This is a genomic window from Pantoea sp. UBA7232 (assembly GCF_002473195.1).
Lineage (GTDB): Bacteria > Pseudomonadota > Gammaproteobacteria > Enterobacterales > Enterobacteriaceae > Pantoea > Pantoea eucrina.
The window spans coordinates 603,951-629,564 of sequence record NZ_DKTK01000006.1 but is presented as its reverse complement, the minus strand read 5'-3'; the positions used below and the strand labels follow the sequence as shown (position 1 = coordinate 629,564).

30 protein-coding genes are annotated in these 25,614 nt (G+C 56.7%); 17 read left to right on the top strand and 13 right to left on the bottom strand.

What is annotated here, in order from left to right; genetic code table 11:
- Positions 1-63: 63 nt before the first annotated feature.
- Positions 64-1,707 carry a class I fumarate hydratase FumA gene (gene fumA / locus B4056_RS06385; RefSeq protein WP_094111803.1) on the top strand — a complete coding sequence of 548 codons (1,644 nt, stop codon included), beginning with the start codon at positions 64-66 and terminating at the stop codon, positions 1,705-1,707.
- 74 nt (positions 1,708-1,781) lie between these two features.
- On the opposite strand, the gene B4056_RS06380 is transcribed toward fumA, so the two are convergent.
- Positions 1,782-1,943 carry a hypothetical protein gene (locus B4056_RS06380; protein WP_158086449.1) on the bottom strand — a complete coding sequence of 54 codons (162 nt, stop codon included), beginning with the start codon at positions 1,941-1,943 and terminating at the stop codon, positions 1,782-1,784.
- Positions 1,944-2,040: 97 nt separating this feature from the next.
- Positions 2,041-3,561, bottom strand: coding sequence for an aldehyde dehydrogenase family protein (locus B4056_RS06375; protein ID WP_039383936.1), 1,521 nt, complete (start codon positions 3,559-3,561; stop codon positions 2,041-2,043).
- Between the two features lie 248 nt (positions 3,562-3,809).
- Between B4056_RS06375 and B4056_RS06370 the strand changes: the two genes are divergently transcribed.
- Positions 3,810-4,373 carry a class I SAM-dependent methyltransferase gene (locus B4056_RS06370; RefSeq protein ID WP_039383934.1) on the top strand — a complete coding sequence of 188 codons (564 nt, stop codon included), beginning with the start codon at positions 3,810-3,812 and terminating at the stop codon, positions 4,371-4,373.
- Here the strand turns inward: B4056_RS06370 and B4056_RS06365 are convergent.
- Positions 4,352-5,065: a glutamine amidotransferase gene (locus B4056_RS06365; RefSeq protein WP_150034427.1), complete on the bottom strand. Its 714-nt coding sequence runs from the start codon at positions 5,063-5,065 to the stop codon at positions 4,352-4,354. The genes B4056_RS06370 and B4056_RS06365 overlap by 22 nt on opposite strands.
- Positions 5,066-5,316: 251 nt before the next feature.
- Here B4056_RS06365 and B4056_RS06360 point away from each other — a divergent pair, with 251 nt between their 5' ends.
- The gene (locus B4056_RS06360) at positions 5,317-6,201 is read left to right on the top strand and encodes a DMT family transporter (RefSeq protein WP_039385807.1); all 885 of its coding nucleotides are present in this window, start codon (positions 5,317-5,319) and stop codon (positions 6,199-6,201) included.
- Positions 6,202-6,315: 114 nt separating this feature from the next.
- On the opposite strand, the gene B4056_RS06355 is transcribed toward B4056_RS06360, so the two are convergent.
- The 3 genes from B4056_RS06355 to ghrA are packed head-to-tail and all read right to left on the bottom strand — an operon-like array spanning position 6,316 to position 8,598.
- Positions 6,316-6,876 carry a TorD/DmsD family molecular chaperone gene (locus B4056_RS06355; protein ID WP_039383933.1) on the bottom strand — a complete coding sequence of 187 codons (561 nt, stop codon included), beginning with the start codon at positions 6,874-6,876 and terminating at the stop codon, positions 6,316-6,318.
- 24 nt (positions 6,877-6,900) lie between these two features.
- The gene (locus B4056_RS06350; protein WP_094111804.1) at positions 6,901-7,638 is read right to left on the bottom strand and encodes a phosphatase; all 738 of its coding nucleotides are present in this window, start codon (positions 7,636-7,638) and stop codon (positions 6,901-6,903) included.
- Between the two features lie 21 nt (positions 7,639-7,659).
- Positions 7,660-8,598, bottom strand: a complete 939-nt coding sequence (gene ghrA / locus B4056_RS06345) for a glyoxylate/hydroxypyruvate reductase GhrA (protein ID WP_094111805.1) — start codon at positions 8,596-8,598, stop codon at positions 7,660-7,662.
- A gap of 204 nt (positions 8,599-8,802) precedes the next feature.
- Here ghrA and treA point away from each other — a divergent pair, with 204 nt between their 5' ends.
- A complete protein-coding gene (gene treA / locus B4056_RS06340; protein WP_094111806.1) occupies positions 8,803-10,482 on the top strand; it encodes an alpha,alpha-trehalase TreA in 1,680 nt (559 codons plus the stop codon).
- A gap of 68 nt (positions 10,483-10,550) precedes the next feature.
- On the opposite strand, the gene B4056_RS06335 is transcribed toward treA, so the two are convergent.
- The gene (locus B4056_RS06335; protein WP_039383925.1) at positions 10,551-10,799 is read right to left on the bottom strand and encodes a GlsB/YeaQ/YmgE family stress response membrane protein; all 249 of its coding nucleotides are present in this window, start codon (positions 10,797-10,799) and stop codon (positions 10,551-10,553) included.
- Between the two features lie 171 nt (positions 10,800-10,970).
- Between B4056_RS06335 and B4056_RS06330 the strand changes: the two genes are divergently transcribed.
- Both B4056_RS06330 and B4056_RS06325 read left to right on the top strand, forming a co-directional pair.
- Entirely contained in the window at positions 10,971-11,702 is a 732-nt protein-coding gene (locus B4056_RS06330; protein WP_094111807.1) for a flagellar brake protein, read from the top strand.
- An 89-nt stretch (positions 11,703-11,791) separates the two neighbouring features.
- Positions 11,792-12,919 carry a mechanosensitive ion channel family protein gene (locus B4056_RS06325; RefSeq protein WP_039383923.1) on the top strand — a complete coding sequence of 376 codons (1,128 nt, stop codon included), beginning with the start codon at positions 11,792-11,794 and terminating at the stop codon, positions 12,917-12,919.
- 15 nt (positions 12,920-12,934) lie between these two features.
- Here B4056_RS06325 and emtA read toward each other — a convergent pair whose 3' ends face one another.
- Positions 12,935-13,564, bottom strand: a complete 630-nt coding sequence (gene emtA / locus B4056_RS06320; RefSeq protein WP_082032656.1) for a membrane-bound lytic murein transglycosylase EmtA — start codon at positions 13,562-13,564, stop codon at positions 12,935-12,937.
- Between the two features lie 164 nt (positions 13,565-13,728).
- Between emtA and ldcA the strand changes: the two genes are divergently transcribed.
- Together ldcA and B4056_RS06310 are read left to right on the top strand one after the other, a co-directional pair.
- Positions 13,729-14,652 (top strand): muramoyltetrapeptide carboxypeptidase, encoded by a 924-nt coding sequence (ldcA, locus tag B4056_RS06315; protein ID WP_104084781.1) that lies wholly within the window; start codon positions 13,729-13,731, stop codon positions 14,650-14,652.
- Positions 14,653-14,675: 23 nt separating this feature from the next.
- The gene (locus B4056_RS06310; protein WP_094111809.1) at positions 14,676-15,338 is read left to right on the top strand and encodes an MBL fold metallo-hydrolase; all 663 of its coding nucleotides are present in this window, start codon (positions 14,676-14,678) and stop codon (positions 15,336-15,338) included.
- On the opposite strand, the gene B4056_RS06305 is transcribed toward B4056_RS06310, so the two are convergent.
- The 3 genes from B4056_RS06305 to B4056_RS06295 form a co-directional block, all read right to left on the bottom strand.
- Positions 15,339-15,752: a GNAT family N-acetyltransferase gene (locus B4056_RS06305; protein ID WP_094111810.1), complete on the bottom strand. Its 414-nt coding sequence runs from the start codon at positions 15,750-15,752 to the stop codon at positions 15,339-15,341.
- Positions 15,753-15,771: 19 nt separating this feature from the next.
- Entirely contained in the window at positions 15,772-16,155 is a 384-nt protein-coding gene (locus tag B4056_RS06300; protein ID WP_039383917.1) for a hypothetical protein, read from the bottom strand.
- Positions 16,156-16,307: 152 nt separating this feature from the next.
- The gene (locus B4056_RS06295) at positions 16,308-16,487 is read right to left on the bottom strand and encodes a hypothetical protein (protein WP_094111811.1); all 180 of its coding nucleotides are present in this window, start codon (positions 16,485-16,487) and stop codon (positions 16,308-16,310) included.
- A 204-nt stretch (positions 16,488-16,691) separates the two neighbouring features.
- On the opposite strand from B4056_RS06295, the gene B4056_RS06290 reads away from it, so the two are divergent.
- The 3 genes from B4056_RS06290 to B4056_RS06280 all read left to right on the top strand — a co-directional run bounded on the left by B4056_RS06290 (position 16,692) and on the right by B4056_RS06280 (position 18,006).
- Positions 16,692-17,021 carry a hypothetical protein gene (locus B4056_RS06290; protein WP_039383913.1) on the top strand — a complete coding sequence of 110 codons (330 nt, stop codon included), beginning with the start codon at positions 16,692-16,694 and terminating at the stop codon, positions 17,019-17,021.
- 62 nt (positions 17,022-17,083) lie between these two features.
- The gene (locus tag B4056_RS06285) at positions 17,084-17,635 is read left to right on the top strand and encodes a hypothetical protein (protein ID WP_071668751.1); all 552 of its coding nucleotides are present in this window, start codon (positions 17,084-17,086) and stop codon (positions 17,633-17,635) included.
- A 122-nt stretch (positions 17,636-17,757) separates the two neighbouring features.
- Positions 17,758-18,006, top strand: a complete 249-nt coding sequence (locus B4056_RS06280; RefSeq protein WP_065649559.1) for a DUF883 family protein — start codon at positions 17,758-17,760, stop codon at positions 18,004-18,006.
- Between the two features lie 39 nt (positions 18,007-18,045).
- Here the strand turns inward: B4056_RS06280 and B4056_RS06275 are convergent, their stop codons facing one another.
- Positions 18,046-18,243 (bottom strand): DUF6404 family protein, encoded by a 198-nt coding sequence (locus B4056_RS06275; protein ID WP_039383907.1) that lies wholly within the window; start codon positions 18,241-18,243, stop codon positions 18,046-18,048.
- Positions 18,244-18,536: 293 nt separating this feature from the next.
- Between B4056_RS06275 and B4056_RS06270 the strand changes: the two genes are divergently transcribed.
- Positions 18,537-19,793, top strand: a complete 1,257-nt coding sequence (locus B4056_RS06270; protein WP_288654128.1) for a mechanosensitive ion channel family protein — start codon at positions 18,537-18,539, stop codon at positions 19,791-19,793.
- A gap of 46 nt (positions 19,794-19,839) precedes the next feature.
- On the opposite strand, the gene icd is transcribed toward B4056_RS06270, so the two are convergent.
- Positions 19,840-21,090: an NADP-dependent isocitrate dehydrogenase gene (icd, locus tag B4056_RS06265; protein ID WP_094111812.1), complete on the bottom strand. Its 1,251-nt coding sequence runs from the start codon at positions 21,088-21,090 to the stop codon at positions 19,840-19,842.
- Between the two features lie 131 nt (positions 21,091-21,221).
- Here icd and rluE point away from each other — a divergent pair, with 131 nt between their 5' ends.
- From rluE to purB, 5 genes are read left to right on the top strand one after another with little or no spacing between them, the layout of a single operon-like run.
- Positions 21,222-21,860: a 23S rRNA pseudouridine(2457) synthase RluE gene (rluE, locus tag B4056_RS06260; RefSeq protein ID WP_370513548.1), complete on the top strand. Its 639-nt coding sequence runs from the start codon at positions 21,222-21,224 to the stop codon at positions 21,858-21,860.
- Between the two features lie 27 nt (positions 21,861-21,887).
- On the top strand, positions 21,888-22,361 hold the full coding sequence (locus B4056_RS06255; RefSeq protein ID WP_039383899.1) for an NUDIX domain-containing protein: 474 nt from the start codon (positions 21,888-21,890) through the stop codon (positions 22,359-22,361).
- Positions 22,362-22,401: 40 nt separating this feature from the next.
- Positions 22,402-23,514, top strand: a complete 1,113-nt coding sequence (gene mnmA, locus B4056_RS06250; protein ID WP_039385800.1) for a tRNA 2-thiouridine(34) synthase MnmA — start codon at positions 22,402-22,404, stop codon at positions 23,512-23,514.
- A 34-nt stretch (positions 23,515-23,548) separates the two neighbouring features.
- Positions 23,549-24,190 carry a high frequency lysogenization protein HflD gene (hflD, locus tag B4056_RS06245; protein ID WP_094112137.1) on the top strand — a complete coding sequence of 214 codons (642 nt, stop codon included), beginning with the start codon at positions 23,549-23,551 and terminating at the stop codon, positions 24,188-24,190.
- 44 nt (positions 24,191-24,234) lie between these two features.
- Positions 24,235-25,605 (top strand): adenylosuccinate lyase, encoded by a 1,371-nt coding sequence (gene purB / locus B4056_RS06240; RefSeq protein ID WP_094112136.1) that lies wholly within the window; start codon positions 24,235-24,237, stop codon positions 25,603-25,605.
- The last annotated feature ends 9 nt before the right edge of the window (positions 25,606-25,614 follow it).

Here is a 25,614-nt window from a genome sequence, read left to right as displayed (position 1 = left end):
CCACAGATCGCCTAATTTGCCGCCCGCCGCGCAGGCGGGCAACACGAAGCTAAGTGAGCCAACATGTCGAACAAACCCTTCTATTACCAGAACCCCTTTCCTCTCGCCAAAGATGATACTGAATATTACCTGCTGAGCCGCGAGCACGTTTCGGTCGCCAGCTTTGAGGGCGAGGAGGTGCTGAAAGTCGCACCAGAAGCGCTGACGCTGCTGGCTCAGCAGGCGTTTCATGACGCCTCTTTTATGCTGCGCGCCTCACACCAGCAGCAGGTTGCCGCTATTCTGGCGGATGATGAAGCGAGTCAGAATGACAAGTATGTCGCGCTGCAGTTTCTGCGTAACTCAGAAATCGCTGCTAAAGGCGTACTGCCAACCTGCCAGGATACCGGCACCGCGATTATCATGGGTAAAAAAGGCCAGCGCGTCTGGACCGGCGGCGGCGATGAAGCGGCGCTGTCGCAGGGCGTCTATAACACCTATATCGAAGATAATCTGCGCTACTCGCAGAACGCCCCGCTGGATATGTACAAAGAGGTCAATACCGGCACCAATCTGCCGGCCCAGATCGATCTCTACAGCGTGGATGGCGATGAGTATAAGTTCCTCTGCATCGCTAAAGGCGGTGGTTCAGCGAACAAGACCTACCTCTATCAGGAAACCAAAGCGTTAATCACGCCGGCAAAATTAAAAAACTACCTGATTGATAAAATGATGTCGCTCGGCACCGCTGCCTGTCCGCCCTACCATATTGCATTTGTGATCGGTGGCACCTCTGCGGAGAGCACGCTAAAAACGGTTAAGCTCGCCTCAACGCATTACTATGACTCGCTGCCAACGGAAGGCAACGAGCACGGTCAGGCGTTTCGCGATACCGCACTGGAGCAGGAACTGCTGGAAGCGTCGCAGCAGCTCGGACTGGGCGCGCAGTTTGGCGGTAAATATTTCGCTCACGACATTCGCGTGGTCAGACTGCCGCGTCACGGTGCCTCCTGCCCGGTAGGCATGGGCGTCTCCTGTTCTGCTGACCGTAACATCAAAGCTAAAATCAACCGCGATGGCATCTGGATTGAGAAGCTGGAAGATAATCCGGGACGCTATATTCCGGAAGCGCTGCGCCAGCAGGGCGAAGGCGAAGTGGTGCAGGTAGATCTTAATCGCCCGATGCAGGATATTCTGGCCCAGCTCTCCGCTTATCCGGTGGCTACCCGCCTGTCGCTGAACGGCACCATTATTGTGGCACGCGACATCGCTCACGCCAAACTCAAAGAGCGTATCGATAATGGCGAAGGGCTGCCGCAGTACATTAAAGATCATCCGGTCTACTATGCCGGTCCGGCCAAAACGCCGGAAGGACACGCGTCCGGTTCCCTCGGCCCTACCACCGCAGGCCGGATGGACTCTTATGTCGATCTGCTGCAGTCGCACGGCGGCAGCATGGTAATGCTGGCCAAAGGTAACCGCAGCAAACAGGTGACTGACGCCTGCCATAAGCATGGCGGATTCTACCTGGGCAGTATTGGCGGCCCGGCAGCGGTACTGGCGCAGCAGAGTATTAAAAGCCTTGAGTGCGTTGAGTATGCCGAACTGGGCATGGAGGCGATCTGGAAAATTGAAGTGGAAAATTTCCCGGCGTTTATTCTGGTCGATGACAAAGGTAACGATTTCTTCCAGCAGATCCACAATCAGTGCTCTGCCTGCGTAAAGTAAAGCGCTGAAGCAGACCCTGTAAAAAATCCGCGGCACCAGGCTGCGGATTTTTTTATTAATCTGAGAGCGCTTTCTTATGCGCGCAGCGACATTTCCCGCGCGGCGTCGCGCTCGGCACTCTGCTGGCGCGCATGCTGCAACGCATCATAAGTGGGCAGATTGACGCTGATAATGTCCTGTTCGACCGCATCCAGCACCTCATCGTGCTGCTCCATATAATCATATCCTGCGTTCATGATCTCTCCTTTGCGCAGAGGCGTTTCTCATATCCTGTCCTGCAAAGATGACAGGTTTATGAAAATATAGCCTCTGCAGCGACCGCCGGTACGAAAATCAGAAGAACCCGAGCGGCTGTGTGCTGTAGCTCACCAGCAGATTTTTAGTTTGCTGATAGTGATCCAGCATCATTTTATGCGTCTCCCGCCCGATGCCCGATTTCTTATAGCCGCCAAACGCAGCGTGAGCCGGATAGAGATGGTAGCAGTTAGTCCAGACGCGTCCGGCTTTGATTGCTCTCCCCATACGGTATGCGCGGTTGATATCCCGCGTCCAGACGCCAGCGCCAAGCCCGTAAATCGAATCATTAGCAATGGCCAGCGCCTCCGCTTCATCTTTAAACGTCAGTACGCCGACCACCGGTCCGAAAATCTCTTCCTGAAATACGCGCATGCTGTTGTTGCCTTTCAGCAGCGTGGGCTGAATATAGTAGCCGCCGCTGAAGGCTTCACCAATCTGCTCAACGTTACCACCGTGCAGCACTTCCGCCCCTTCCTGCTGCGCAATCTCAAGATAAGAGAGGATCTTATCAAACTGCTGCTGCGACGCCTGAGCGCCAATCATGGTTTCCGTATCCAGCGGATCGCCACGTTTAATGGTTTTGATGCGCTTCATCACGGCCGCCATAAAGGGCTCAAAAATCGATTCCTGCACCAGCGCGCGCGACGGACAGGTACAGACTTCCCCCTGGTTCAGGAAGCCGAGCACAACCCCCTCGGCCGCTTTCTCAATAAAGCTCTCCTCCGCCTGCATGATATCTTCGAAAAAGATATTTGGTGATTTCCCGCCCAGCTCCACCGTGGACGGGATCAGGCTTTTTGCCGCCAGCTCCAGAATATGGCCGCCGGTCGCTGTTGAGCCGGTAAATGCGATCTTGGCAATGCCCGGATGCGATGCCAGCGCTTCGCCCGCCTCTTTACCGTAGCCGTGCACCACGTTAATGACGCCGGGCGGGACCAGATCTTTGATCAACTCAACAAACAGCGTGATGGAAAGCGGCGTCTGCTCGGCCGGTTTCAGCACCACGCAGTTACCTGCGCCCAGCGCCGGTGCCAGCTTCCAGGCGGCCATTAGCAGCGGGAAGTTCCACGGAATGATCTGCCCCACCACGCCCAGCGGTTCATGGAAGTGATAGGCGGCCGTGAACTCATCGATTTCGGCGGCGCTGCCTTCCTGCGCCCGGACACAGCCGGCAAAATAGCGGAAATGGTCCACCGCCAGCGGCAGGTCAGCGGCCAGCGTTTCGCGTACCGGCTTGCCGTTATCCCAGGTTTCATTAACGGCGATATATTCCAGATTCTGCTCCAGGCGGTCAGCAATCTTCAGTAACACCAGCGAGCGCGCCTGCGGTGAGGTCTTGCCCCACTGCTCTGCCGCCGCCTGGGCCGCCGCGACCGCATTATCAACATCTGCCCGATCGGAACGCGGGAATTCGCCGATTGCGCTGCCATTAACCGGTGAGGTGTTGGTAAAATAGTGACCGTTAACCGGCGCAGTAAACTCGCCGTTGATAAAGTTGCCGTACTGCGATTGCAGAGTGATCAGAGAACCCTGTTCTCCCGGAGCAGCGTAACGCATGGTATTTCCCCTTACAGAGCGAATGGAAGTTAACAACTTTTAAACTGTTGATTAACATTGCGCGATCGTTTTTAGCCTGTCAGGTCTGCAGGCGGGAAACTGTGAGCCGACGCGGGAAATCGGTGTTAAAGCGGGACAGAATCATTTGTGCCGGAATGTTCTGAGTTTGGCTTTTTTGCCGCGCTAAAGCGAAACCTGAGCGTTATCTGTGGTCAATACCCTGCAGACCACAGATTCAGGAGAGAAAGATGCTGGCTTCAGCCATGATGCTAATGCGGGCCAAAGCGAACTTTGTACAGCAGTTTATTCGCGATCCGCGCACAATCGGCAGCGTCACCCCTTCATCAGCGGCGTTATGCCGCTGTATGTGCAATGCGGTAGAGTGGGATAGCAGCCTGCGGGTGGCTGAACTGGGCGCCGGCGATGGCGTGCTGACCCGCCAGCTGCTGTCGCGTATGGTACCGGCCGCGCAGCTTGACGTGTTTGAAATTAATCCGCAGCTGGCAGCAGAACTGCGTCAGTGGCACGATCCGCGCATGCAGGTCCAGGCACACTCAGCGGAGCTGCTGCAGGGTGAATATGACGCTATTTTTTCCGGCCTGCCGCTGCTGTCGCTGCCTGCGGCCACGCGTCACACCATTCTGAGCGCGGTGCATAATGCGCTGGCGCCCCAGGGCGTATTTGTCCAGTTTCAGTACACCTCGCTCACCCGGCACGATCTGTCGCGCTATTTTGTCTGGCAGCGGCAGCGGGTGCTGAAAAACATGCCGCCCGCCTGGGTTTATCGCTGTCAGCGCTGCGACGCTTCCTGATCCCGGGGCCGTACCTGCTGCCAGAAGCGCTGCAGCAGCGTACGCGCCCAGTCAGTATCCCCCATTACCGCGCTATCCGGCTGTACGTCAGCCGGTGTACAGGCCGTCATGATCTCGCGACTGAACTCCGGATGAAACTGAACGGAAAATGCCTGCGGCGAGTAGCGTAATACCTGACACGCATCCAGCGCTGAGCGCGCCAGAACCGTGGCCTGCGGCGGCGGGGCCAGTACCGACTGCCGGTGCGACAGCCAGGCGCAAAAGTGCGCCGGTAACCCGTCCAGCCAGGGATCAGAAGCCGTGCGCGTGACGGTCTGCAGCCCGCGCTCCCAGCCGCGGGGATTATCGCCCACCTCACCCCCCAGCGCATACGCCATCAGCTGATGGCCGTAGCAGACGCCAAGCAGCGGCATCTGCGCCTCCATTGCGCCGCGTATCCAGGCCGCAGTGCGCTCACTCCATCCGGCGTGGTCGGTTACCATCGCCCAGGAGCCGCTGAGGATCGCCCCGCTAATCTCCTGCCAGCCGGGAAGTGCGTCACCCCGGTGCGGACGCACGATAATATAGTCATCCGCCTGCAGCTGCAGCGCGTCAATAAACCACGCAGGCTGTTCGCCAATTTTCGCCACCACCTGCGGGGGCGGAACTTCAAGCTGTATTAATGCCAGGGGTAAAGTATAACTCTCCGTCATTGCCGGCAGGCTCCTCTGCTGCGTCCGCTGTTAAGCGCTACTGTGACAGCAATTGCCAGCCGTGTCTTATGTTATTCCGCAACATGCTTATGCAGAAGCGAATGTCAGGATAGCGTTCAGATAATAGTATGTTGTAATTATAAGGCGGCGATTTTGCTGTTGAGTGCTAAACCGCCAGGTTGATGTGTCCTGTGCGGCAGGCTTCATGCCATTATTAAGCGTAAGTTCATTTTTCTGTGAAGGATAACAGCGTGGCCGTACGGCATTTTTTTCTGATTCTGTTTGTGGTTTCAATCTGGGCGTTTAACAACGTGGCGGTTAAATGGGGCCTTCTGGAGCTGCCGCCGCTGTTTCTGACGTGGATGCGCTTTGTCGTGGTCGCTCTGATTCTGGTGCCCTTTTGCCGTGTCACGCGCGCGCAGCTGCCGTGGCTCATTACCCTCGCATTTACCTTTGGCTTTATGCATTTCTCGCTGCTGTTTGTCGGCATGCGCTATACCGATGCCGGTACGGCGGCTATCGTTGTACAGCTGGGCACACCCATTGCGATGCTGCTGGCGATGGCGATCCTGAAAGAGAAGCTGCGGCTGGTGCAGCTGTGCGGCATCGCTATCTCTCTGAGCGGCGTGGCCGTGCTCTCGGGCAGCCCGACTATCCCTGCCTGGTGGGTACTCTGTATCCTGCTGTGCAGCGCGTTTGGCTGGGCGGTCAGCAACATGATTGTCAAAAAGTCGCCGCCTATTAGTCCGCTGACGCTGACCGGCTGGATCTCATTCCTCGCCGTGCCGCTGGTTGGCGCTGCCTCATGGCTGACAGAGTCGAATCAGTTCAGCGCCCTGCAGGCGGCGGGCTGGCACGGCTGGTTCGGCATTCTTTACAGCGCTATCGCCTCTTCGATTGTTGCCTATACGCTGTGGTACGCCCTGCTGAAAAAATATAATGTTAATCTGATCATGCCCTATTCGCTGCTGACGCCGGTGCTGGCTGTCATCATGGGCGTGACGGTGCTGGGCGACAGCATGAACAGTTTCAAAGTATTTGGCGCATCGCTGGTGGTGCTGGGCACCGCCATTGCCGTGCTTAACCTGCGCAATCTGCGCATGCACGCACGTTTTCCGCGTCTGCGCCGGCGTTAGTCTCTCTTGGCTTAACCTGCATCCGCCGGAGTCTGCAATCTTTAGCCGCACGTCACTGCTTGTTGTGCAGCTGCAGCGAACGTCTCCGGCAGCCGCTCCCCCTGCGGGGAGCGATTACGCCTGCGGCGTATCGTCTTCGCTCAGCTCATCATACATCGTCTGGATCGCCTCGCGGCTCAGCTCAGCCAGCGTACGATAAAACGCCGTGGTGGCGTGCGCTTCAACTTTGCCGAGGAACGCACCGCACCACGGCAGCAGATAAGATTCAAACAGCGCGCGCTGCGCGTCTGATTCATCTTCTGCAGACTGATCTTCCAGCCACGACGCCGCCAGCAACAGTACGCCAAAGTGATCGGCAGGCGCGTCACTGAGCGGCATGCCGCGCGCGCTGAGAAACGCCCGGATCTCCGCTTCCGGCGCGCCTTCCGGCCACTGTGACGCGTAAGGCGGCACGCTGCACTCCTGACCGACAAACAGCGCGTTGTAATCCGCTGCCAGCGCCTGCGGATCGCTGCTCTGCTGCAGACGCGTCAGCAGCGCATCCTGCTCCAGCGGCCACTGTGCCTGCATTTTGCCTTCGCGCAGCAGCGTAAACAGCGGCATCAGCAGCGGATCCTGGGGCTGACGGTTAAACAGGGAGCCGATCACCCGGCAAAGCATAGAAAATTCATTCATCTGGCAGCATTCCTCACTACAACATTAAAAATCCAGTAATTCCGCGATCCGTTTACCGCTGCGCTGCTCCAGAAAATCGAGCAGGCGGCGCGGCGTGACATTTAACACCCGATCTTCAGGGAAATCCACCTCGCGCGTGATGCGCAGGCAGTGCTCAAAATGCCCCAGCGTAAAGGCGGTATGGGAATCGGAGCCAAATGCCAGCTGTCCGCCCGCGTCACGCACCGCCTCCGCAATCGCACGGCAGTTGGGTTCGCTGCCCGGACGCGAATGGGTAAACGAGGAGTTATTGATCTCCAGCGCCACGTTGTAGTGGGCTGCGGCTTCGGCAATGGCGCGAATATCCACCGGGAATTTGGGGTTGCCCGGATGGCTGATGATATGCACCAGCCCGCCTGCCATCGCGGCGATCATCGCCTCGGTATGGTGTGCTTTATCGCGCGGCGTGTAGACCGGCTCGTGAAAGCCCGCCACGATCAGATCCAGGGCATCCAGCATCGGCCCGCTGCAGTCGATCTCGCCCTGCTGATTCTTAATGTTCGCTTCAATTCCGCGCAGGATGCCGACGCCGTCAATAACCCGCGGCCAGATGCGCATATTGATGAAATGCCAGTGATGCGGCGCATCCGCCATATCGGGGCCGTGGTCGGTAATGGCAAATAGCTTCAGGCCGTTCTGTTTCGCCTGGGCGACATAGTCGTGCAGCGTGCTGTAGGCGTGCGTGCTGGCAACGGTGTGCATATGCAGATCAACGGGATACATATTTTGCTCCTCTGAGATAAGTTAATAGCCGCGCTGGCGATCCACGCGCCCCGGGGGCTGCTGCCCTTTTTCCAGCTGCTGAATGGCGCTGGCGATGGCGTCCATCGCCTGCTCCGGCAGCGTAATAGCGGCACTGTGGGGCGTGATGGTGACGTGCGGATGCTGCCAGAGCGCATCGTCCGCCGGCAGCGGCTCCTGCTGAAAGACATCCAGCGCGGCGGCGGCAAGTTGCCCGCTGTTAAGGGCTGCCAGCAGGTCCGCTTCAACCACGTGCGCGCCGCGCGCCAGGTTAAGAAAGTATGCGCCGTGCGGCAGCGCGCGCAGGAAATCAGCGTTGATAAGATCGGTGGTTTCCGGCGTGGCGGGCAGCAGATCAATCACGACCTGGCAGCCGGCAAGGAAGTCGTGCAGCGCGGCGGCACCGTGGAAGGCGTGCACGCCAGGCAGGCTCTTCGGCGTGCGACTCCAGCAGCGCAGCGGGAATCCCCACTGCTGCAGGCTCTCCAGCACGCTGCGGCCCAGTACGCCCGCGCCAAGCACGCCAATGATGAAGGCGTCGCGCGCCGGCAGCGGCAGCGGCTGCCAGCAGTGCGCCTGCTGCTGGCGCTGATAGTCAGCAAAGCGGCGATACCAGCCCAGCACGCACCAGTTCGCGTACTCCTGCATCTGCTGTGCCATGCCGGTATCCTCGAGGCGATACAGCGGCACCTGGGCGCTGAGCCTGTCAGGGTGCTGACGCTGCTGCTGCAGAAGTTCATCGACGCCCGCACCCATCGCGAACACTCCCTTCAGGCTTCGCTGCGCCAGCATCTCCACCGGCGGCGAACGTACAACGGCATAATCTGCACGGCCATTATCGCCTGGCTGCCACAACCGGATTTCCGCGTCCGGCAGCCGCCGGCCGAGGCCCGTGAGCCAGCGCTGCGCGTCCATTGACGGGTGATACCAGATAATCTTCATACGCCTCCTTATTTTCTTTCAGCCTCCGGTAAACCGCGCGACGGAGCAAGTAAAAACCGTCAGCGGCAACAATTTCCCACGTAATTACCCGGCAGCGCTTCACATTTCCATCGCCCTGCAGCGCCAGCCAGCACGATAGCGACTAAAGTTGGTTGAGTGGTCAATACGTTAGCGCACCACGTTTTCGGACAAGGAGAAAAACCGATGAGAAAAAATGTCATATTGATGCCCGCGCGCCTCTCTCTGCTGCTTACCACTGCCCTGCTGGCAACCAGCACGCTGGCCCATGCCGAAACCGGAAGCCGGATGCTGAGCCAGCAGCCGCAGCCGCCCGATGTACGCCTGGGGCCGCTCTTCAGCGCCGTGCAGAAAGCGCAGTTCTATCCCGATCAGAAAACCTTTGCTGACGCGATCCCGAAATACGATCCCGCCTCGATTCTCGCTGACTGGCAGATGCAAAAGAAGCAGCGCAATTTCGATCTCAAACGCTTCGTTGACATGAACTTTACCCTGCCCAAAGAGCAGGATAAATATGTACCGCCCGCCGGGCAGAGCCTGCGTGAACATATCAACGGTCTGTGGCCGGTGCTGACGCGCAGCACGCCTGATGCCAGCCAGTATGATTCACTGCTGCCGCTGCCGAAGCCTTACGTTGTGCCGGGCGGACGTTTCCGCGAGGTCTATTACTGGGACAGCTATTTCACCATGCTGGGCCTGGCGGAAAGCGGTAACTGGGACCGCGTGCAGGATATGGTCGATAACTTTGCCACCGAACTCGATCGCTACGGGCATATCCCTAACGGCAACCGCAGCTATTATCTCAGCCGGTCACAGCCGCCGTTCTTTAGCCTGATGGTGGACCTGCTGGCCACGCATAAAGGCGATGAGGTTTACCGGCACTATCAGCCGCAGCTGCAGAAAGAGTATGACTACTGGATGGCTGACAGCGACAGCGTGGCGGCCGGTCACGCCAGCAAGCGGGTGGTAAAACTCTCCGATGGCACCCTGCTTAATCGCTACTGGGACGCACGCGACGTGCCGCGTACAGAATCCTGGCTGGACGATGTGAAGACGGCAGAAAAAACCCCGGAACGTGACAAACCGCAGCTCTGGCGCGATCTGCGCGCCGGCGCGGCGTCGGGCTGGGATTTCAGCTCGCGCTGGTTTACCGATGCGCATAATCTCGCTTCGATCCGCACCACAGCGCTGGTGCCGGTCGATCTCAACAGCCTGCTGTTTCATCTGGAGCAGACGCTGTCAAAATCAGCCAGGCTGGCAAAACAGGACGACCAGGCGAAAGCCTTTGCCGCGGCGGCAGAAAAACGCCAGGCCGCGATCAATCGTTATCTGTGGGATGAGAAACAGGGCTGGTATGCTGATTACGATTTCAGTAAAAAACAGGTTCACAACCAGCTGACGGCGGCCGCTCTTTTCCCGCTCTATATGCAGCTGGCCGGAGATAAGCAAGCTGAACGTACCGCCTCTGCAGTTGAAAAACAGCTGCTTAAACCTGGTGGTCTGGTGACAACCACGGTCAATAATGGCCAGCAGTGGGATGCGCCTAATGGCTGGGCTCCGCTGCAGTGGGTAGCGGTAGAGGGGCTGGAGCATTATAACCAGCCGCAGCTGGCACGACAGATTGGCCAGCGCTTTCTGCAAAACGTCCAGCAGACCTATGACAAAGAGCATAAGCTGGTAGAAAAATATGTGGTTGAGGGCGCGCAGCTGGGCGGTGGCGGCGGTGGCGAATATCCGCTGCAGGATGGCTTTGGCTGGACCAACGGCGTGACGCTGATGCTGCTGGATAAATATTGCCCGAAAGAAAAAACCTGTAACAGCGCCAGTGATATCCCTGATATGCCGGCGCTGCAGCGCGCGAATTAATTTCGCACCGGCTACAGCCGAAAAAAAACCGCAGCCCCGGGGCCGCGGTTTTTTTTATGCGGGCAGAATTAACTGCGCACTTTACGGTAGATAAACAGCACGACAATGGCGCCGATCACCGCGACAACAAAGCTGCCGAAGTTGAACCCGTCAACTCTGCCAAAACCAAACAGGGTACTGATCCAGCCGCCGACAACCGCACCGATAATACCCAGTACCACGGTCAGGATAAAGCCGCCGCCATCTTTACCTGGCATAATCCACTTAGCGAGAATACCGGCGATCAGACCAAAAATAATCCATGAAAGAATACCCATTTGTTGCTCCTTACGTTATGAATCAAGGTGTTCACTGCGATAAGTATAGACGGGATTTTTTTCCCTGCAGCGCGACTGCCGCTTTAATCATCAGCCAGCCGCTAAAGCTTCAGAGCGTTACGCCGATAATCGTCGCATAACGATGATAAGCGCAGCAGCGGGGAGCAGGATGTGAAAGATGCCGATAACGAACAGTATCTCAAGCGGGGTACGTTAGCGGTCTTGAATGTGATGAGGGATCTGTCGCGCTACCAAACTCCGCTAATGGTGACCTTTAATCGCGGGCAGTTTATCAGCCGCCTGCTGGTTGCCGATGAGGAGTGCATCATTTTCGATCTGGGCAGCAATGCGCTGAGCAATGAGTGGGTGCTGGAGAGTCCCGACTTCAGCGTCTGCGCCGAAACCTACGGCGCCAAAATTGAGTTCACCCTCGCTGCCCTGACGCTGGTTGAATATGAAGGCTTACCCGCATTCAGCGCACCGCTGCCGGCGTGCGCCTGGCAAATCCAGCGCCGCGAATTTTTCCGCATCAACGCCCCGCTGGAGCCGGTTTTCTGGTGTTACACCCGGTGGCCGGACGGCAGCCAGGCGCGCTTTCGCCTGCAGGATCTTTCGCTGGGCGGGGTCGGGGTATTGCCGGAAGGGCCGCTGCCGGAGGGCCTTACCCGGGGGGATAAGTTCAGCCAGCTGCGGGTTGAGCTGGGCGAATTTGGTCAGTTTGAGGTTACCGCAGAGCTGCTGCATATTGGCGAGCGCAGCGTAGTCCGTAAAGGCGAAGCCTGCGTAATACCGCGGCTGAGCTTTCGTTTCACTGCCATTGAACCCGTGCAGGAGCGTCAGCTGCAGCAGGTGATCTTCGCGCTTGAACGGCTGGCACGCGATAAGGCGAGCCGCTTTCAGTAACTGCCGTTACGCCTGCAGGATATCTCAGACAGGCTATGCTTCTCCTTGCCCTTTATTTTAACCAGCGCCCGGCAAGGAGAAACTCCCCCATGGAAAACTGGCTTTCAGCCTCTGGCTGGCAACGCATTTTTCTTAATCAAACCGTCTGGATCAACAGCGCCATCATCCTCTTTGGCACCCTTATTGTCTGGTGGCTGTTGCGCACCGCTATCCGCTTTGTTTCGAATCGTATCGCCCGCTACAGCGAACAGCGCCATGTGCGTTTCACTGCCATTCTTGTTGAGATCCTGCGCAGCACCAGCCAGTCGCTGCTGCTGATCTTCTCACTGCTGATTTCGCTGAAGTTTGCGGACCTGCCGGCCAACTGGAGCGTGGCGATTGCCCACAGCTGGTTCCTCGCGCTGATTTTGCAGTTCACGCTGTGGATCGACTGCGGCATCCGTTTATGGCTGAAAAGCATGCTGCGCGATCCGCTGCACGTACGTAATCCGGTCACCACCGTGATCCTCGGCATTCTGCTGCGAGTGGTGGTATGGGTAATGATGCTGCTGGCGATCCTCTCCAACATGGGCATCGACATTACCGCACTGGTGGCCAGTTTAGGCGTCGGCGGTATCGCCATTGCGCTGGCGATTCAGACCGTGCTGAGCGATGTGTTTGCGTCGCTGGCGATCGGCTTTGATAAACCGTTTGAGCACGGTGATTTTATTGTATTCGGCGATATTGCGGGTTCCATTGAGCACATCGGCCTGAAAACCACGCGTCTGCGCAGCCTCGGCGGCGAACAGATTGTCTGCTCAAACACCATTCTGTTACAGCAGACGATCCACAACTACAAACGGATGCAGCAGCGGCGCATCGTGTTTAAGTTCGGCATTAACTACGGTACGCCGGCGGAGAAAGTGCGGCAGATTGGCGGCATGGTGAAAACGATTATCGAAGGCGTGCCCGACACCCGTTTTGACCGGGCGCACTTTCTCTCGTTTGATGAGTCGCAGCTGACGTTTGAAGTGGTCTATTTCGTGCTGAGCGCGGATTACAATGTTTATATGGATATTCAGCAGGAGATTAACCTGCAGCTGATGGCGCAGCTGGAGCAGAAGCAGATCCGCTTCGCCTTCCCGATGCGCCGCGTCGAGTTTACCGGTGGGGTACTGCCGCGTATCAATCTCAGCGATGCGTCCAACGAAGCACCGGCACAGAGTGCGCAGCGCTAAGCTGCGCACCGCGCGCTAGCCAATTGTGCGGTAGGCGGTGGTCACTTTCCACAGATAGCGCGGTGCCTGCGCGGCCGGATGTTTGTTTTGCACGTGCTGGTAAAACTCATCCGGCGACATCGCGTTAATCATCGCAATGGCGCGGTCGCGGTCGCGTGAGAAGGTGCGCAGTAGCGCACCGGCTCCATTGGCATAGGAGACAATGGTGGCGTAGCGCAGCGTCAGCGGATCGCGGATACCGGCCAGCGCCGACTCCTGCAGAATACGCAGATAGGCGACCCCGATATCGATGTTTTTAGCCGGATCGCGCAGCTCGGCCGTTGAGGGCTGCCCGTGACGGCCCTGCACGCGATAGACTTCGCGCCCTGCCGTCGAGGCTTTGATCTGCATCAGACCCACCGCGTTAGAGCGGCTTACTGCAGCAGGATTACCGCCCGATTCGACACTGATAATGGCGCTGATTAACTTCTCATCAACGCCATAATGAGTGGCAGCATCTTCTGTAAACAGCGCCCAGGCATCATTAATTTTTGAGGGCGGAGCCTGAGTGAGAGGCGTATTGCGCTCAGGCACTCTGGGTTTTTCCGGTTCACTGGCACAGCCTGCCAGCAGTAAAGCAGAGAGCATAAGTAGTCGAAATTTCACTGTTTTTCAGGTTCCGCTATAAGAGAGGCGCAGGCTATCATAGCCATGACGGCCGGCAGTAAAATTACCGTTATTCTGAAAATGACAAAATTCATTTTGCTGTCGTGACGCCGTTCACGCAGTTTGTCACTATGCACACTTAAGCAGAGAGCAGGAAAAGCGCAATGCACCCAGCCCGTTCCTTTCGTTTAATCGCCCCTTCTGGCTATTGCCACAACCAGGATGCTGCCCGGCGCGGCATTGAGCGGCTTCAGCATGCAGGCCACCGGGTGGAGAATGGCGCAGTGGTTGCCCGCCGCTTTCAGCGCTTTGCCGGTACGGACGCAGAACGTCTGGCGGATATCAATGCGCTGGCTGCATCAGACCCGCTGCCGGACATTATTCTGGCAGTGCGCGGTGGCTACGGTGCGACCCGCCTGCTGGACAAGCTGGATTACCGCGGTATCGCGCAGCGTCTCAGCAGTGAGCCAGTCGCGCTGTGCGGCCACAGTGACTTTACCGCTATTCAGCTGGCGCTGCTGGCGCAGACCGGCCTGATAAGCTTCAGCGGCCCGATGCTGGCCGGTAATTTCGGCGCGGATCCCGTTTCAGCGTTTACCGAACACCATTTCTGGCAGGCCATTTCCTCTCCGGAACTGAGAGTAAACTGGCAGAGTGAAAGCCCGGACTGCGGCAGCTGGCAGGGCCGCCTGTGGGGCGGTAACCTGGCGATGATCTGCGCGCTGGTTGGTACGCCGTGGCTGCCGCAGATTGAAGGCGGCATTCTGGTGATTGAAGATGTCAATGAACATCCGTTTCGCATCGAGCGCATGCTGCTGCAGCTGCAGCAGTGCGGCATTCTGGCGCGTCAGCAGGCGATTATTACCGGTAGTTTTACCAGTACCTCCCTCAGCGCCTATGATAACGGCTTCGGTTTCGACACTGTCTGGCAGCGCCTGCGCGATGAGTATCAGCTGCCGGTGATAAGCGATCTGGCGTTTGGACATGCGCCTGATACCGTCACGCTGCCGCTGGGTGCGCATGCTACGCTTGATATGAGTGCCGGTAACGCGCGGCTCAGCATCACCGGACATCCGGTGCTGCGATAATATGACATGCAGGAGATCGCCCTCTGAAGCCGCTTTATGAAGACTTATGGATCTCCACACCGGAATTTCCCGCTGAAGAGACCGCTAATGACCTGATGATGCATGGCTTTATGCTGCGGCATCCGCGCGGCAACCTGCTGATTGGCCGGGTTGAGAATCCGCTTGATCATGAGTTTCTGGCAGAGGCGGGTGGCGTTATTCGTCACTATCTTACGCACTGGCATGAGGCGGCGCCGGGAGCACGGCTTATTCAGCAGCGCTTCAGCAGTGCGCTTTACTGCCACAGCCGCTCGCTGGGGCCGGTTAGCCTGGTGGTTGAGCCGGATGAAACCTTTACCCGCAGGGAGGTGCATTTTGGCGACTTCCATCTGCTGCCAACGCCCGGCCATACGCCGGGCAGCAGCAGCTATCTTTACCACTCTCCGCTCGGGCAGACCTATCTGTTTGTCGGCGACACCCTCACCTGCGACTACAACCGCTGGATCAGCGTGCTCAAGCCTGACAGTAATCCTGCCGAGCTGCAGCAGTCGCTGGAACTCTACCGCACGCTGCGACCCGATGTGGTGCTGATGAGCACCACGCGGGGTCACCTTTCATGGGTAAAGACAGACCTGTCCGGCTGGCTGGCAGCGATTGACGAAGCGGAGCAGTCGCCACTGGATCTGCGGCAGCAGCCGCTGCTGTAGTCAGAGAGCTTTGGTGAGATAGTGGCGCTGATGATGGCGCGGATAGTTATTCAGGCTGAACCGGAGCTGATAACCCTGTTTTTCATAGAACGGACGCGCCTGAAAGCTTGCCGTATCCACCTGCGCATAGACGCAACCCCGCGCCCGCGCTTCGTTCTCTGCTGCCGTTATCAGCCGGGTGCCGGCCCCCTGCCCGCGCAGCGCGTCACTGACCCACAGCATGTCGATACGCAGCCAGTTACCGCAGGTTGATCCTGTCAGGCCTGCTATTTTCCCGCCGTCTGCATCATGAATAAACACGCCCAGCACTTGGATCTCGCTGACGTCAATAAAGCGGCTGTTGAACGCGTTAAGACCCTGTCTGATATCGTCGAGATCCTGCGCAGTAACGCTGTCAGTAACGCTGAGTGACATGGTGTTGTTCCTGTCGGTGTTAAGAAGAGGCGTGCTGACGATCGTCATAACGATCGAGAGAGACGATGGCGGCATCGCGCTTCACTGAACGCTGACAGGGAACCAGTTTGTCGCTCTGCGCATAAACAAAAAAGGTTTCACCGCTCTCTTTATTGATGACCAGCCGGTCGCCGTTGCGGAACCGCGTGATGGCAACGCTGTCGCCCCCTTCAAGGTGGAAACGCTGTTGTCCGGCGGCCACCTGAAAATGCCGCTTCGGCCACATCAGCGTGCTGAGCCCGTAACTGGCGCGGGATACCGTCATCGTGGCCCGCCCCGGACAGGTGATCTGAAATTCACTTTCGCTCCATGCCGGCGCAATCTGACAGGCCAGCAGGCCCGCGGCTATAACCAGAATTTTCATGCTGTTTTTCGCCTGAGTGTGATGTAAAGGTTCGCAGGGTAACATAGCGGGAAGCAGATTAATGCATGGCGTGCCGTACATCAGAGCGGGCGCGCCGAACATCTACATAGTAATAAAGCAGAAACAAAGCCGATATTGCATCGGCCTGAAGCTTACTCTGCGGCCACCTGAGCGGCCACCAGCATCAATGCCAGTCCGGCATCTTCTGGATCGAATTTATGCATCACATCGTGGATCGCCGTAACACAGTTTATGACCTGTTTTTTCTTATCGGCGTCCAGCTGATCTATCGCCTGCTGAAGAATCATTAAGCTGGCTTCTTCTTCTCTCATTCAATTACCCTGTCTTTTTCCTGTCTGGTGCACTGCGCTGGCAAGAATACCGTTTATCTGCTACCAAAGTCACCCCTTTACCTGCTTACCGCTTAACAGTTAAACAAAATGCAAATGGGAAGTGCAGCCAGACCTGCTATGCTCATATAAGCGATACGCGTTATCGGGCCACTGTCAGACAGGGAAAGAACCAGGAACAGGACCATGTTAAGACTGACTTATTTCATCATTATTATTGCGCTGACAGGCTGCAGCTCGACGCCAAAAGGGGTGGATTGTCCCGGTGAGGTGACCACGATTTATGGTCAGTCGCTGGGAAACACTCACGCCTGGATTTTTGATCTGGCGACCGCTTTCTCCGTCAGACGTGACAACGTCACGGTAAGCAGTGGCCCGCTCCACTCGACCGATCGCTTCCGCTATATCCCCTCTGCCATTACGACCGAAGGTTTTTATGCCCAGCGCCTGAGCGATAAACAGTTCCGGCTTATCAATCCTTACGAAAACACCATGATCACCTGGCAGTGTCCATAGCCCGTGCACCCCGCCGCGGGATAGTTTATTGTCAGGGTTTACGCTTGCGGCAGATACCGATAATGGAAAAGAGTCTCGATAATAACGGCTACATCGATTTCCCCTTCCCGGCCACCACCAATGAAGATGGCTCAGTGAATCCCTGCGGGTTTGATCTGACGCAGCAGCCCGAGCGGATCGACGAAATTAAAGCGGGTAATGATTCTGAAAATATGCGCCGGCTGCTGGAAGAGGTGAATCTGCAGGAGGGACTCTTTATGACGCTCGCCTGCGATCGTCAGCAGCGTGAAGACAGCGTCTGCGGATTTATCGACATCGCTTTTCGTCCGGATGTACTGCATACGCATGATGAAGCTGAACAGCTGGAAGCACGCTTTGAGCACTACCTCGGCTGTCAGGAGAGTCAGCATGAGATGCCTGCCGGCTCGCTGGTCAACTATGCGCGCGCCGTGCTGGACTGGGGCTGGTCGCCGCTGCACCTGCGTCAGCAGCGCTATGAAAAAGTGACCGTCCGGTTTTACTGCCAGCAGCCCGAGGATGCTGAGTGGTGTTTTGATCATTTACGCCACTTCCTGGTGAGCTGGTACCCCTCCTGGCGCTGCCGTCAGGGGTAAACCGTTCCTGAACAAGCGTCGTTAAACAGAGATTGTTACATAACCTTTACCGCTGTCGGGTTGCCGGTCCGCCATTCTCTGACTACGCTGAAAGTGACATTCACCACTATCAGGGAGTCAACATGACTGACAAAGCGGAAGCAAAATTGAATGAAGCAGCAGGTGCAGTTCAGGAGAAATTTGGCGAACTGACGGGTTCTTCCCGTCATCAGGCAAAAGGTGCAGCACGGCGCTATCCGGCGCAGGCGAGCTATGCCGTACAGGATGCAGCTGATTGCGTGGTGAGGTCGGTCCGTGATAACCCGACTACGGGTCTGGCCGTGGCTGCCAGCATCGGCGTGATCGTCGGTTTCCTGCTGGGCCGCAAATAATCTGGTCAGCGGGGCCAGCCGGCCCCGCTGTTCCTGCGCTTACGCCGCCGCGCGTCGTGCTTTATAGCGCGCTACCATGGTACGCAGCGCCTGATAGATTAATCCCGCATACAGACTCATTACCACTGCCATGCCCGGCTCTTTTCCCTGCGCCTGCCAGGAGACAAACCACATAAACACGCCCCACAGCAGTGAAAAAAGTAGCCAGCCTTTCACAAACTTCACGATACCCTGCATAGTCTCTCCCCCGATACTGAGCGCTGACGATAGCGGCTTCTGCTGCAAAAGGCACGGCTATCCGGTTCAGGATGTTAACTGCTTCAAACTATGAGACTGGCCAGCGCGCAGATGGCACGGGTAATTATCTGATGCCGCTCGTCAGTCAGGCGGGCTTAGTGGTATAACTGCAGCCGGCAGTCAGCGGTGCTGAACTATTTTCTGACTGACACCGCAATTGCGCACGCGTCGCTTATCGCCCCGTACGGCTTTATGCTTGAATTCCCGCCACCCCGGACCGGCTACTGATTAACATGAGCTACTTCTATACATTCCAGAATTTTCTTGCCGGTGACACGGCGCTTGCGGCAACGGTCAGCCTGCTGCTGCTGGTCGCGGCGGCGATGATTGCGCACTTTATCTGTAAATTTTTTGTGGTAAAGGTGGTGCGTAAAGTCTTTTTCAGCGCGCATAAAAATCAGGTACCGCTGGATAAAGATGTCCGCCTGTCGGAAAAACTCTCTAATTTTATTCCGGTCGTTATCGTCTACTATCTGCTGCAGTTTATGCCGGGTCTGCCGCAGCATCTGCAGATTGCGGTCAAGACCATCTGCGGCATTCTGTTTTTTATCTATCTTTCGCTGTTCTTTACGGAAGTGCTGGAAATCATCAACATCTCCTATACCAAAAAGTCGCGGCGTAAAAATCACTCGATTAAAGGCTATATCCAGATCGGTAAGATTCTGGTGCACATCCTCTCTGCGATCATGATCCTGGCAATTATGTCGAATAAGTCGCCGGTGATTATTATTTCCAGTCTGGGTGCGGTGGCGGCCGTTCTCATGCTGGTATTTCAGCACACGCTGCTGTCGCTGGTGGCCAACATTCAGGTTTCATCCAATGATGTGCTGCAGCTCGGTGACTGGATTGAGATGCCGGATAACGGCATCAGTGGTGAGGTCATCGATATTGCGCTGCACACCATTACTATTCGCAACTGGGACAACACGCTGTCGCGCATTCCCACGAAGAATTTTCTGACCGAAACCTATACCAACTGGCAGGCAATGTTCTCCTCCGGTGCGCGGCGTATCATGCGCAGCTTCTATCTTGACCAGACCTCAATTCGCTTTCTGGACTATGAGCTGGTGCAGCAGATGATGCAGATACGCGGGGTCAGTGAGCAGCTTTCCGTGCTGATGGATGGACGTGAACCCAGCGCGCCAGGCGACCGCTGGTTTGCCGAAAATGGCCTGACTAATCTGACCATATTTCGTAAATATCTGACCGCCTGGCTGACGCAGCGCGATGATATTAAGAAAGATATGTATATCGTGGTACGGGCACTCAAACCCTCACCCGAAGGGCTACCGGTTGAGGTCTACTGCTTTACCTCTTCCGTCATGTGGGCTGATTACGAAGATTCACAGTCAGCGATATTTGAGTATATCTATGCCATCGTCGGACAGTTCGCCCTGCGGATTTATCAGCATCCGGGCGGCCACGATTTCTGGCGCCTGTCGCAGGCGCGCGATGGGACGCTGCGTCAGAGCGATACAGCAGGCGAATAAAAAACGGGAGCCAGTGGCTCCCGTTTTGCACTCTGCCTGAAGCAGATTACATGTTGCTGATGATCGCGTCGCCAAACTCTGAACATTTCAGCAGTTTAGCGCCATCCATCAGACGTTCGAAGTCATAGGTCACGGTTTTAGCCGCAATTGCGCCTTCCATACCTTTGACAATCAGATCAGCCGCTTCAAACCACTCCATGTGACGCAGCATCATCTCAGCAGACAGGATCACTGAACCCGGGTTCACTTTATCCTGACCCGCATATTTTGGTGCAGTCCCGTGCGTGGCTTCAAACAGCGCGCACTCGTCACCGATGTTTGCGCCAGGTGCGATACCGATACCACCAACCTGTGCCGCCAGGGCGTCAGAGATGTAGTCGCCGTTCAGGTTCATACAGGCAATAACGTCATACTCTGCCGGACGCAGCAGGATCTGCTGCAGGAAAGCATCTGCAATCACATCCTTGACGATGATCTCTTTGCCGGTATTTGGATTGTTGAATTTCATCCACGGGCCACCGTCAATCAGCTCACCACCAAACTCCTCTTTCACCAGCTGGTAGCCCCAGTCCTTGAAAGAACCTTCGGTGAACTTCATGATGTTGCCTTTATGAACCAGCGTCAGCGAATCACGATCGTTAGTGATGGTGTATTCTAGCGCCGCACGGACCAGGCGTTTGGTACCCTCTTCCGAACACGGCTTCACGCCGATACCGCACTGCTGCGGGAAGCGAATTTTCTTCACGCCCATCTCTTCACGCAGGAATTTGATCACTTTATCCGCTTCCGGCGTACCCGCTTTCCATTCGATACCGGCATAGATATCTTCGGAGTTCTCACGGAAGATCACCATATCGGTCTCTTCCGGACGTTTGACCGGGCTTGGCGTGCCTTTGTAGTAGCGTACCGGACGCAGGCAGACGTAAAGGTCCAGCTCCTGACGCAGTGCCACGTTCAGCGAGCGAATACCGCCGCCAACCGGGGTGGTCAGTGGGCCTTTGATGGCAACGCGGTACTCTTTGATTAAATTCAGGGTTTCCTGCGGCAGCCAGACATCCTGGCCGTAAAGTTCTGTTGATTTCTCACCAGTAAAGATTTCCATCCAGGAAATTTTACGCTCGCCGTTGTAGGCTTTCTTCACGGCAGCATCAACCACTTTCAGCATGACCGGGGAAACGTCAACGCCGATACCATCACCCTCGATGTAAGGAATGATTGGGTTATGCGGGACATTCAGTTTGCCCTGATCAAGGGTGATTTTCTGACCTTCTGCCGGAACAACTACTTTGCTTTCCATTAACCTCTCCTTCGAGCGATTTTTTGTTAATGATTTGTAAGATGCGGGTCAATACTACTTGAATATTTCCCCTACGCCAATCACCGTAATTTCGCGTTATAATGCGCCGATTGTTACTTACTGCAAAGCTCATGCGAAAAACATCTCAGAAAATTCACCCACCTAAACGCACCGCGGCGTCACGCCACGCTGCGCGCCGCCCGGCACGCCCCGTCGGCCCGCGCCGCGTGATTTTATTTAACAAACCCTTTGATGTGCTGCCGCAATTCAGCGACGACGCCGGGCGCCGCACGCTGAAAGATTTTATTCCGGTCAGCGACGTCTACGCGGCAGGCCGTCTGGATCGCGACAGTGAGGGGCTGATGCTGCTGACCAACGATGGCGCGCTGCAGGCGCAGCTTACTCAGCCCGGCAGGCGCACGGGGAAAATTTACTTTGTTCAGGTCGAGGGTGTGCCGCAGGAATCAGATTTATCCCGGCTGCGCAGCGGCGTTGAGCTTAACGACGGCATAACGCTGCCGGCGGGTATCGAAGCGGTCAGCGAGCCGGAGTGGCTATGGCCGCGCACGCCACCAGTGCGCGAACGCAAAACCATCCCCACCAGCTGGCTGAAAATCACCCTGTATGAAGGGCGCAACCGGCAGGTACGACGCATGACGGCGCATATCGGTTTCCCGACCCTGCGCCTGATTCGCTTTGCGCTGGGAGAGCATCAGCTTAACGGGCTTGCTCCCGGCGAATGGCGCGATATCAGCGCTGAGTTTCAATAACCGCAGGTTAATCAGAGCGAGCGAACGATGTTTAAACCTCATGTAACCGTCGCCTGTCTGGTACAGGCGCAGGGTAAACTGCTGGTGGTTGAGGAGCGTGTCGCCGGACGCGTGACCTGGAATCAGCCAGCGGGCCATCTCGAAGCGGATGAGACGCTGCAGGAAGCGGCGCTGCGCGAGCTGTATGAAGAGACCGGCATCCACGCAGAGCTGCACTATTTTCTTGGCGTGCAGCAGTGGATTGCGCCGGATAATACACCTTTTGTGCGGTTTCTCTTTGGTGTTGATCTGCCAGCACCGTGCGTGACCACGCCGCTCGACAGCGATATCGATTGCTGCTGGTGGCTAACACCCGAGCAAATTCTTACGTCCGATCAGCTACGTTCGCCGCTGGTCGCGGAGAGCGTGCGGCTGTGGCAACAGGGCGTGCGCTACCCGCTACAGCTGGTGGCGCCGTTTAACTGGCCGTTTCACAAGGGTGCGCATACCGTGACTCCATGATAGAATGCGCCGCCTGTTTTACTGTAATCAAGAGTGCGTCATGTCTGACAACAGCCAGAAAAAAGTAATCGTCGGAATGTCCGGCGGCGTCGATTCTTCCGTTTCCGCGTGGCTACTGCAGCAGCAGGGCTACCAGGTTGAAGGCCTGTTCATGAAGAACTGGGAGGAGGATGACGGCGAGGAGTATTGCACCGCCGCAGACGATCTGGCTGATGCACAAGCCGTGTGTGACAAGCTTGGCATAAAACTGCACAAAATTAATTTTGCCGCTGAGTACTGGGACAATGTGTTCGAGCATTTTCTCGACGAATATAAGGCGGGGCGCACGCCTAATCCCGATATTCTCTGCAATAAAGAGATCAAATTTAAAGCCTTTCTTGAGTTCGCTGCTGAAGACCTCGGCGCAGATTATATCGCGACCGGCCACTATGTGCGTCGGGCCGACGTGGCGGGCAAAAGCCAGCTGCTGCGCGGACTCGATGGCAATAAAGATCAGAGCTATTTCCTCTACACCCTGAGCCACCAGCAGATCGCCCAGAGCCTGTTTCCGGTCGGTGAACTGGAGAAGCCGGAAGTGCGCCGCATTGCCGAAGAGCTGGATCTGATTACCGCAAAGAAAAAAGATTCTACCGGCATCTGCTTTATCGGCGAGCGCAAGTTTCGCGATTTCCTCGGCCGTTACCTGCCTGCGCAACCGGGCGAAATTGAGACGGTCGAGGGTGAAATTGTCGGTGAGCATCAGGGGCTGATGTACCATACGCTCGGTCAGCGCAAAGGTCTGGGCATTGGCGGCCGCAAAGAGAGCAATGACGATCCCTGGTACGTGGTGGACAAAGATGTCGCACGTAACCGGCTGATTGTCGCCCAGGGCGGCGACCATCCGCGCCTGATGTCTGTGGGCCTGATTGCCCAGCAGCTGCACTGGGTCGATCGTCAGCCGGTGACCTCCCCGCTGCGCTGCACGGTTAAAACCCGCTACCGCCAGAGTGACATCCCGTGTGAAATCCTGCCGCTTGGCGACGATCGCATCGAGGTGCGTTTCGATGAAGCGGTTGCGGCGGTGACGCCGGGCCAGTCTGCGGTGTTCTATCTGGATGACGTCTGTCTCGGTGGCGGTATTATTGAGCAGCGTCTGCCGCTGCCTGAGGCGTAAAACGGCGCCGCTGATTTTTCTGCAGGAGTAGAGCGTGGCTAAAAATTTTTATGATATTACGCTGGCGCTGGCGGGCATTTGCCAGGCTGCACAGCTGACGCAGCAGCTGGCGCATCAGGGCCAGTGCGACAGCGCGGCGCTGCAGGTATCCATACGCAGCCTGCTTGATCTCAATCCCGCCTCCACGCTGGCGGTGTATGGTAATGACGAAGCCAATCTGCGCACCGGTCTGGAGACCTTGATGGCAGTGCTGAACAGCGGCAGCCGTCAGGGTGCCAGTGCGGAAGTGACGCGCTACACGCTGGGTCTGATGGTGCTGGAGCGCAAGCTCAGCGGCAACAAAACCGCGCTGGCGGCGCTGGCACAGCGTATCGGCCAGCTCGATCGTCAGCTGGCGCACTACGGTCCCGAATCTGACACCATTACCAGCGCCATGGCGGGCATCTATGTCGATATCATCAGCCCGCTGGGCCCGCGCATTCAGGTTACCGGCTCACCGCAGGTGCTGCAAAATACTCAGGTACAGAACAAAGTACGCGCGGCGCTGCTGGCGGGGATCCGTTCAGCGGTGCTCTGGCAGCAGTGTGGCGGTGGCCGCCTGCAGCTGATGTTTTCGCGTCAGCGCCTGCTGAATGAAGCCAAAGCTATTTTATCCCGGCTGGGTCCGGCGTATTAAACGCCGCCCTGCCCTCATCTGTTAACGTTTCAGGAGTTGCACTGATGGAATTATCCTCTCTGACCGCCGTCTCACCCGTTGATGGCCGTTACGGCGATAAAGTCAGCCCGCTGCGCGCCATTTTCAGTGAGTTTGGTTTACTGAAATTCCGCGTGGAAGTGGAAGTTCGCTGGTTACAGAAACTGGCTGCGACCGCAGAGATCAGGGAAGTTCCTGCATTTGATGGTGACGCAAACGCTTTCCTTGACGCGATTGTCAGCAATTTTGATGAAACTGACGCTGCACGCATCAAAACCATAGAGCGCACTACGAATCACGATGTCAAAGCGGTTGAATACTTTCTGAAAGAGAAAGTGGCTGATGTGCCTGCGCTGCAGGCGGTCTCTGAGTTTATCCACTTCGCCTGCACCTCTGAAGATATCAATAACCTCTCCCATGCGCTGATGCTGGAAACCGCACGCCGCGACGTTATCACGCCCTACTGGCAGAAAATCATCGCTGCGGTGAAGGGACTGGCGCAGGAGTATCGCGATATTCCGCTGCTCTCCCGTACGCACGGCCAGCCCGCTACCCCTTCAACCATGGGCAAAGAGATGGCCAACGTCGCCTACCGCATGGAGCGGCAGCTGCGTCAGCTGGGCAACATTGAGGTGCTGGGCAAAATCAACGGCGCCGTCGGCAACTACAACGCGCACATCGCTGCTTATCCGGAAGCGGACTGGCATCAGATCAGCGAAGAGTTTGTCACCTCGCTTGGCATTACCTGGAACCCCTACACCACGCAGATTGAGCCGCACGACTACATTGCAGAGCTGTTTGACTGTATCGCGCGTTTCAACACTATCCTGATCGATTTTGATCGCGATATCTGGGGCTACGTTGCGCTGAACCACTTCAAACAGAAAACCATCGCGGGCGAAATTGGCTCCTCAACGATGCCGCACAAGGTCAACCCTATCGACTTTGAAAACTCTGAGGGCAATTTAGGCCTGGCAAACGCGGTACTGCAGCACCTCGCCAGCAAGCTCCCGGTGTCACGCTGGCAGCGCGATCTCACCGACTCAACCGTTCTGCGCAACCTCGGCGTCGGCGTCGGCTATGCGCTGATTGCCTATCAGTCCACGCTGAAGGGCATCTCAAAACTGGAGGTGAATCGCGATCGCCTGCTGGATGAGCTGGATCACAACTGGGAAGTGCTTGCCGAGCCGATTCAGACCGTGATGCGCCGTTACGGGATTGAAAAACCTTACGAAAAGCTTAAAGAGCTGACGCGCGGCAAGCGCGTGGACGCGGCGGGCATGCAGGCCTTTATCGACAGCCTGGCGCTGCCGGAAGAGGAGAAAGTGCGTCTGAAGCAGATGACCCCGGCTAACTATCTGGGCCGCGCGGTGCAAATGGTCGATGACCTGAAGTAATTCCGCCTG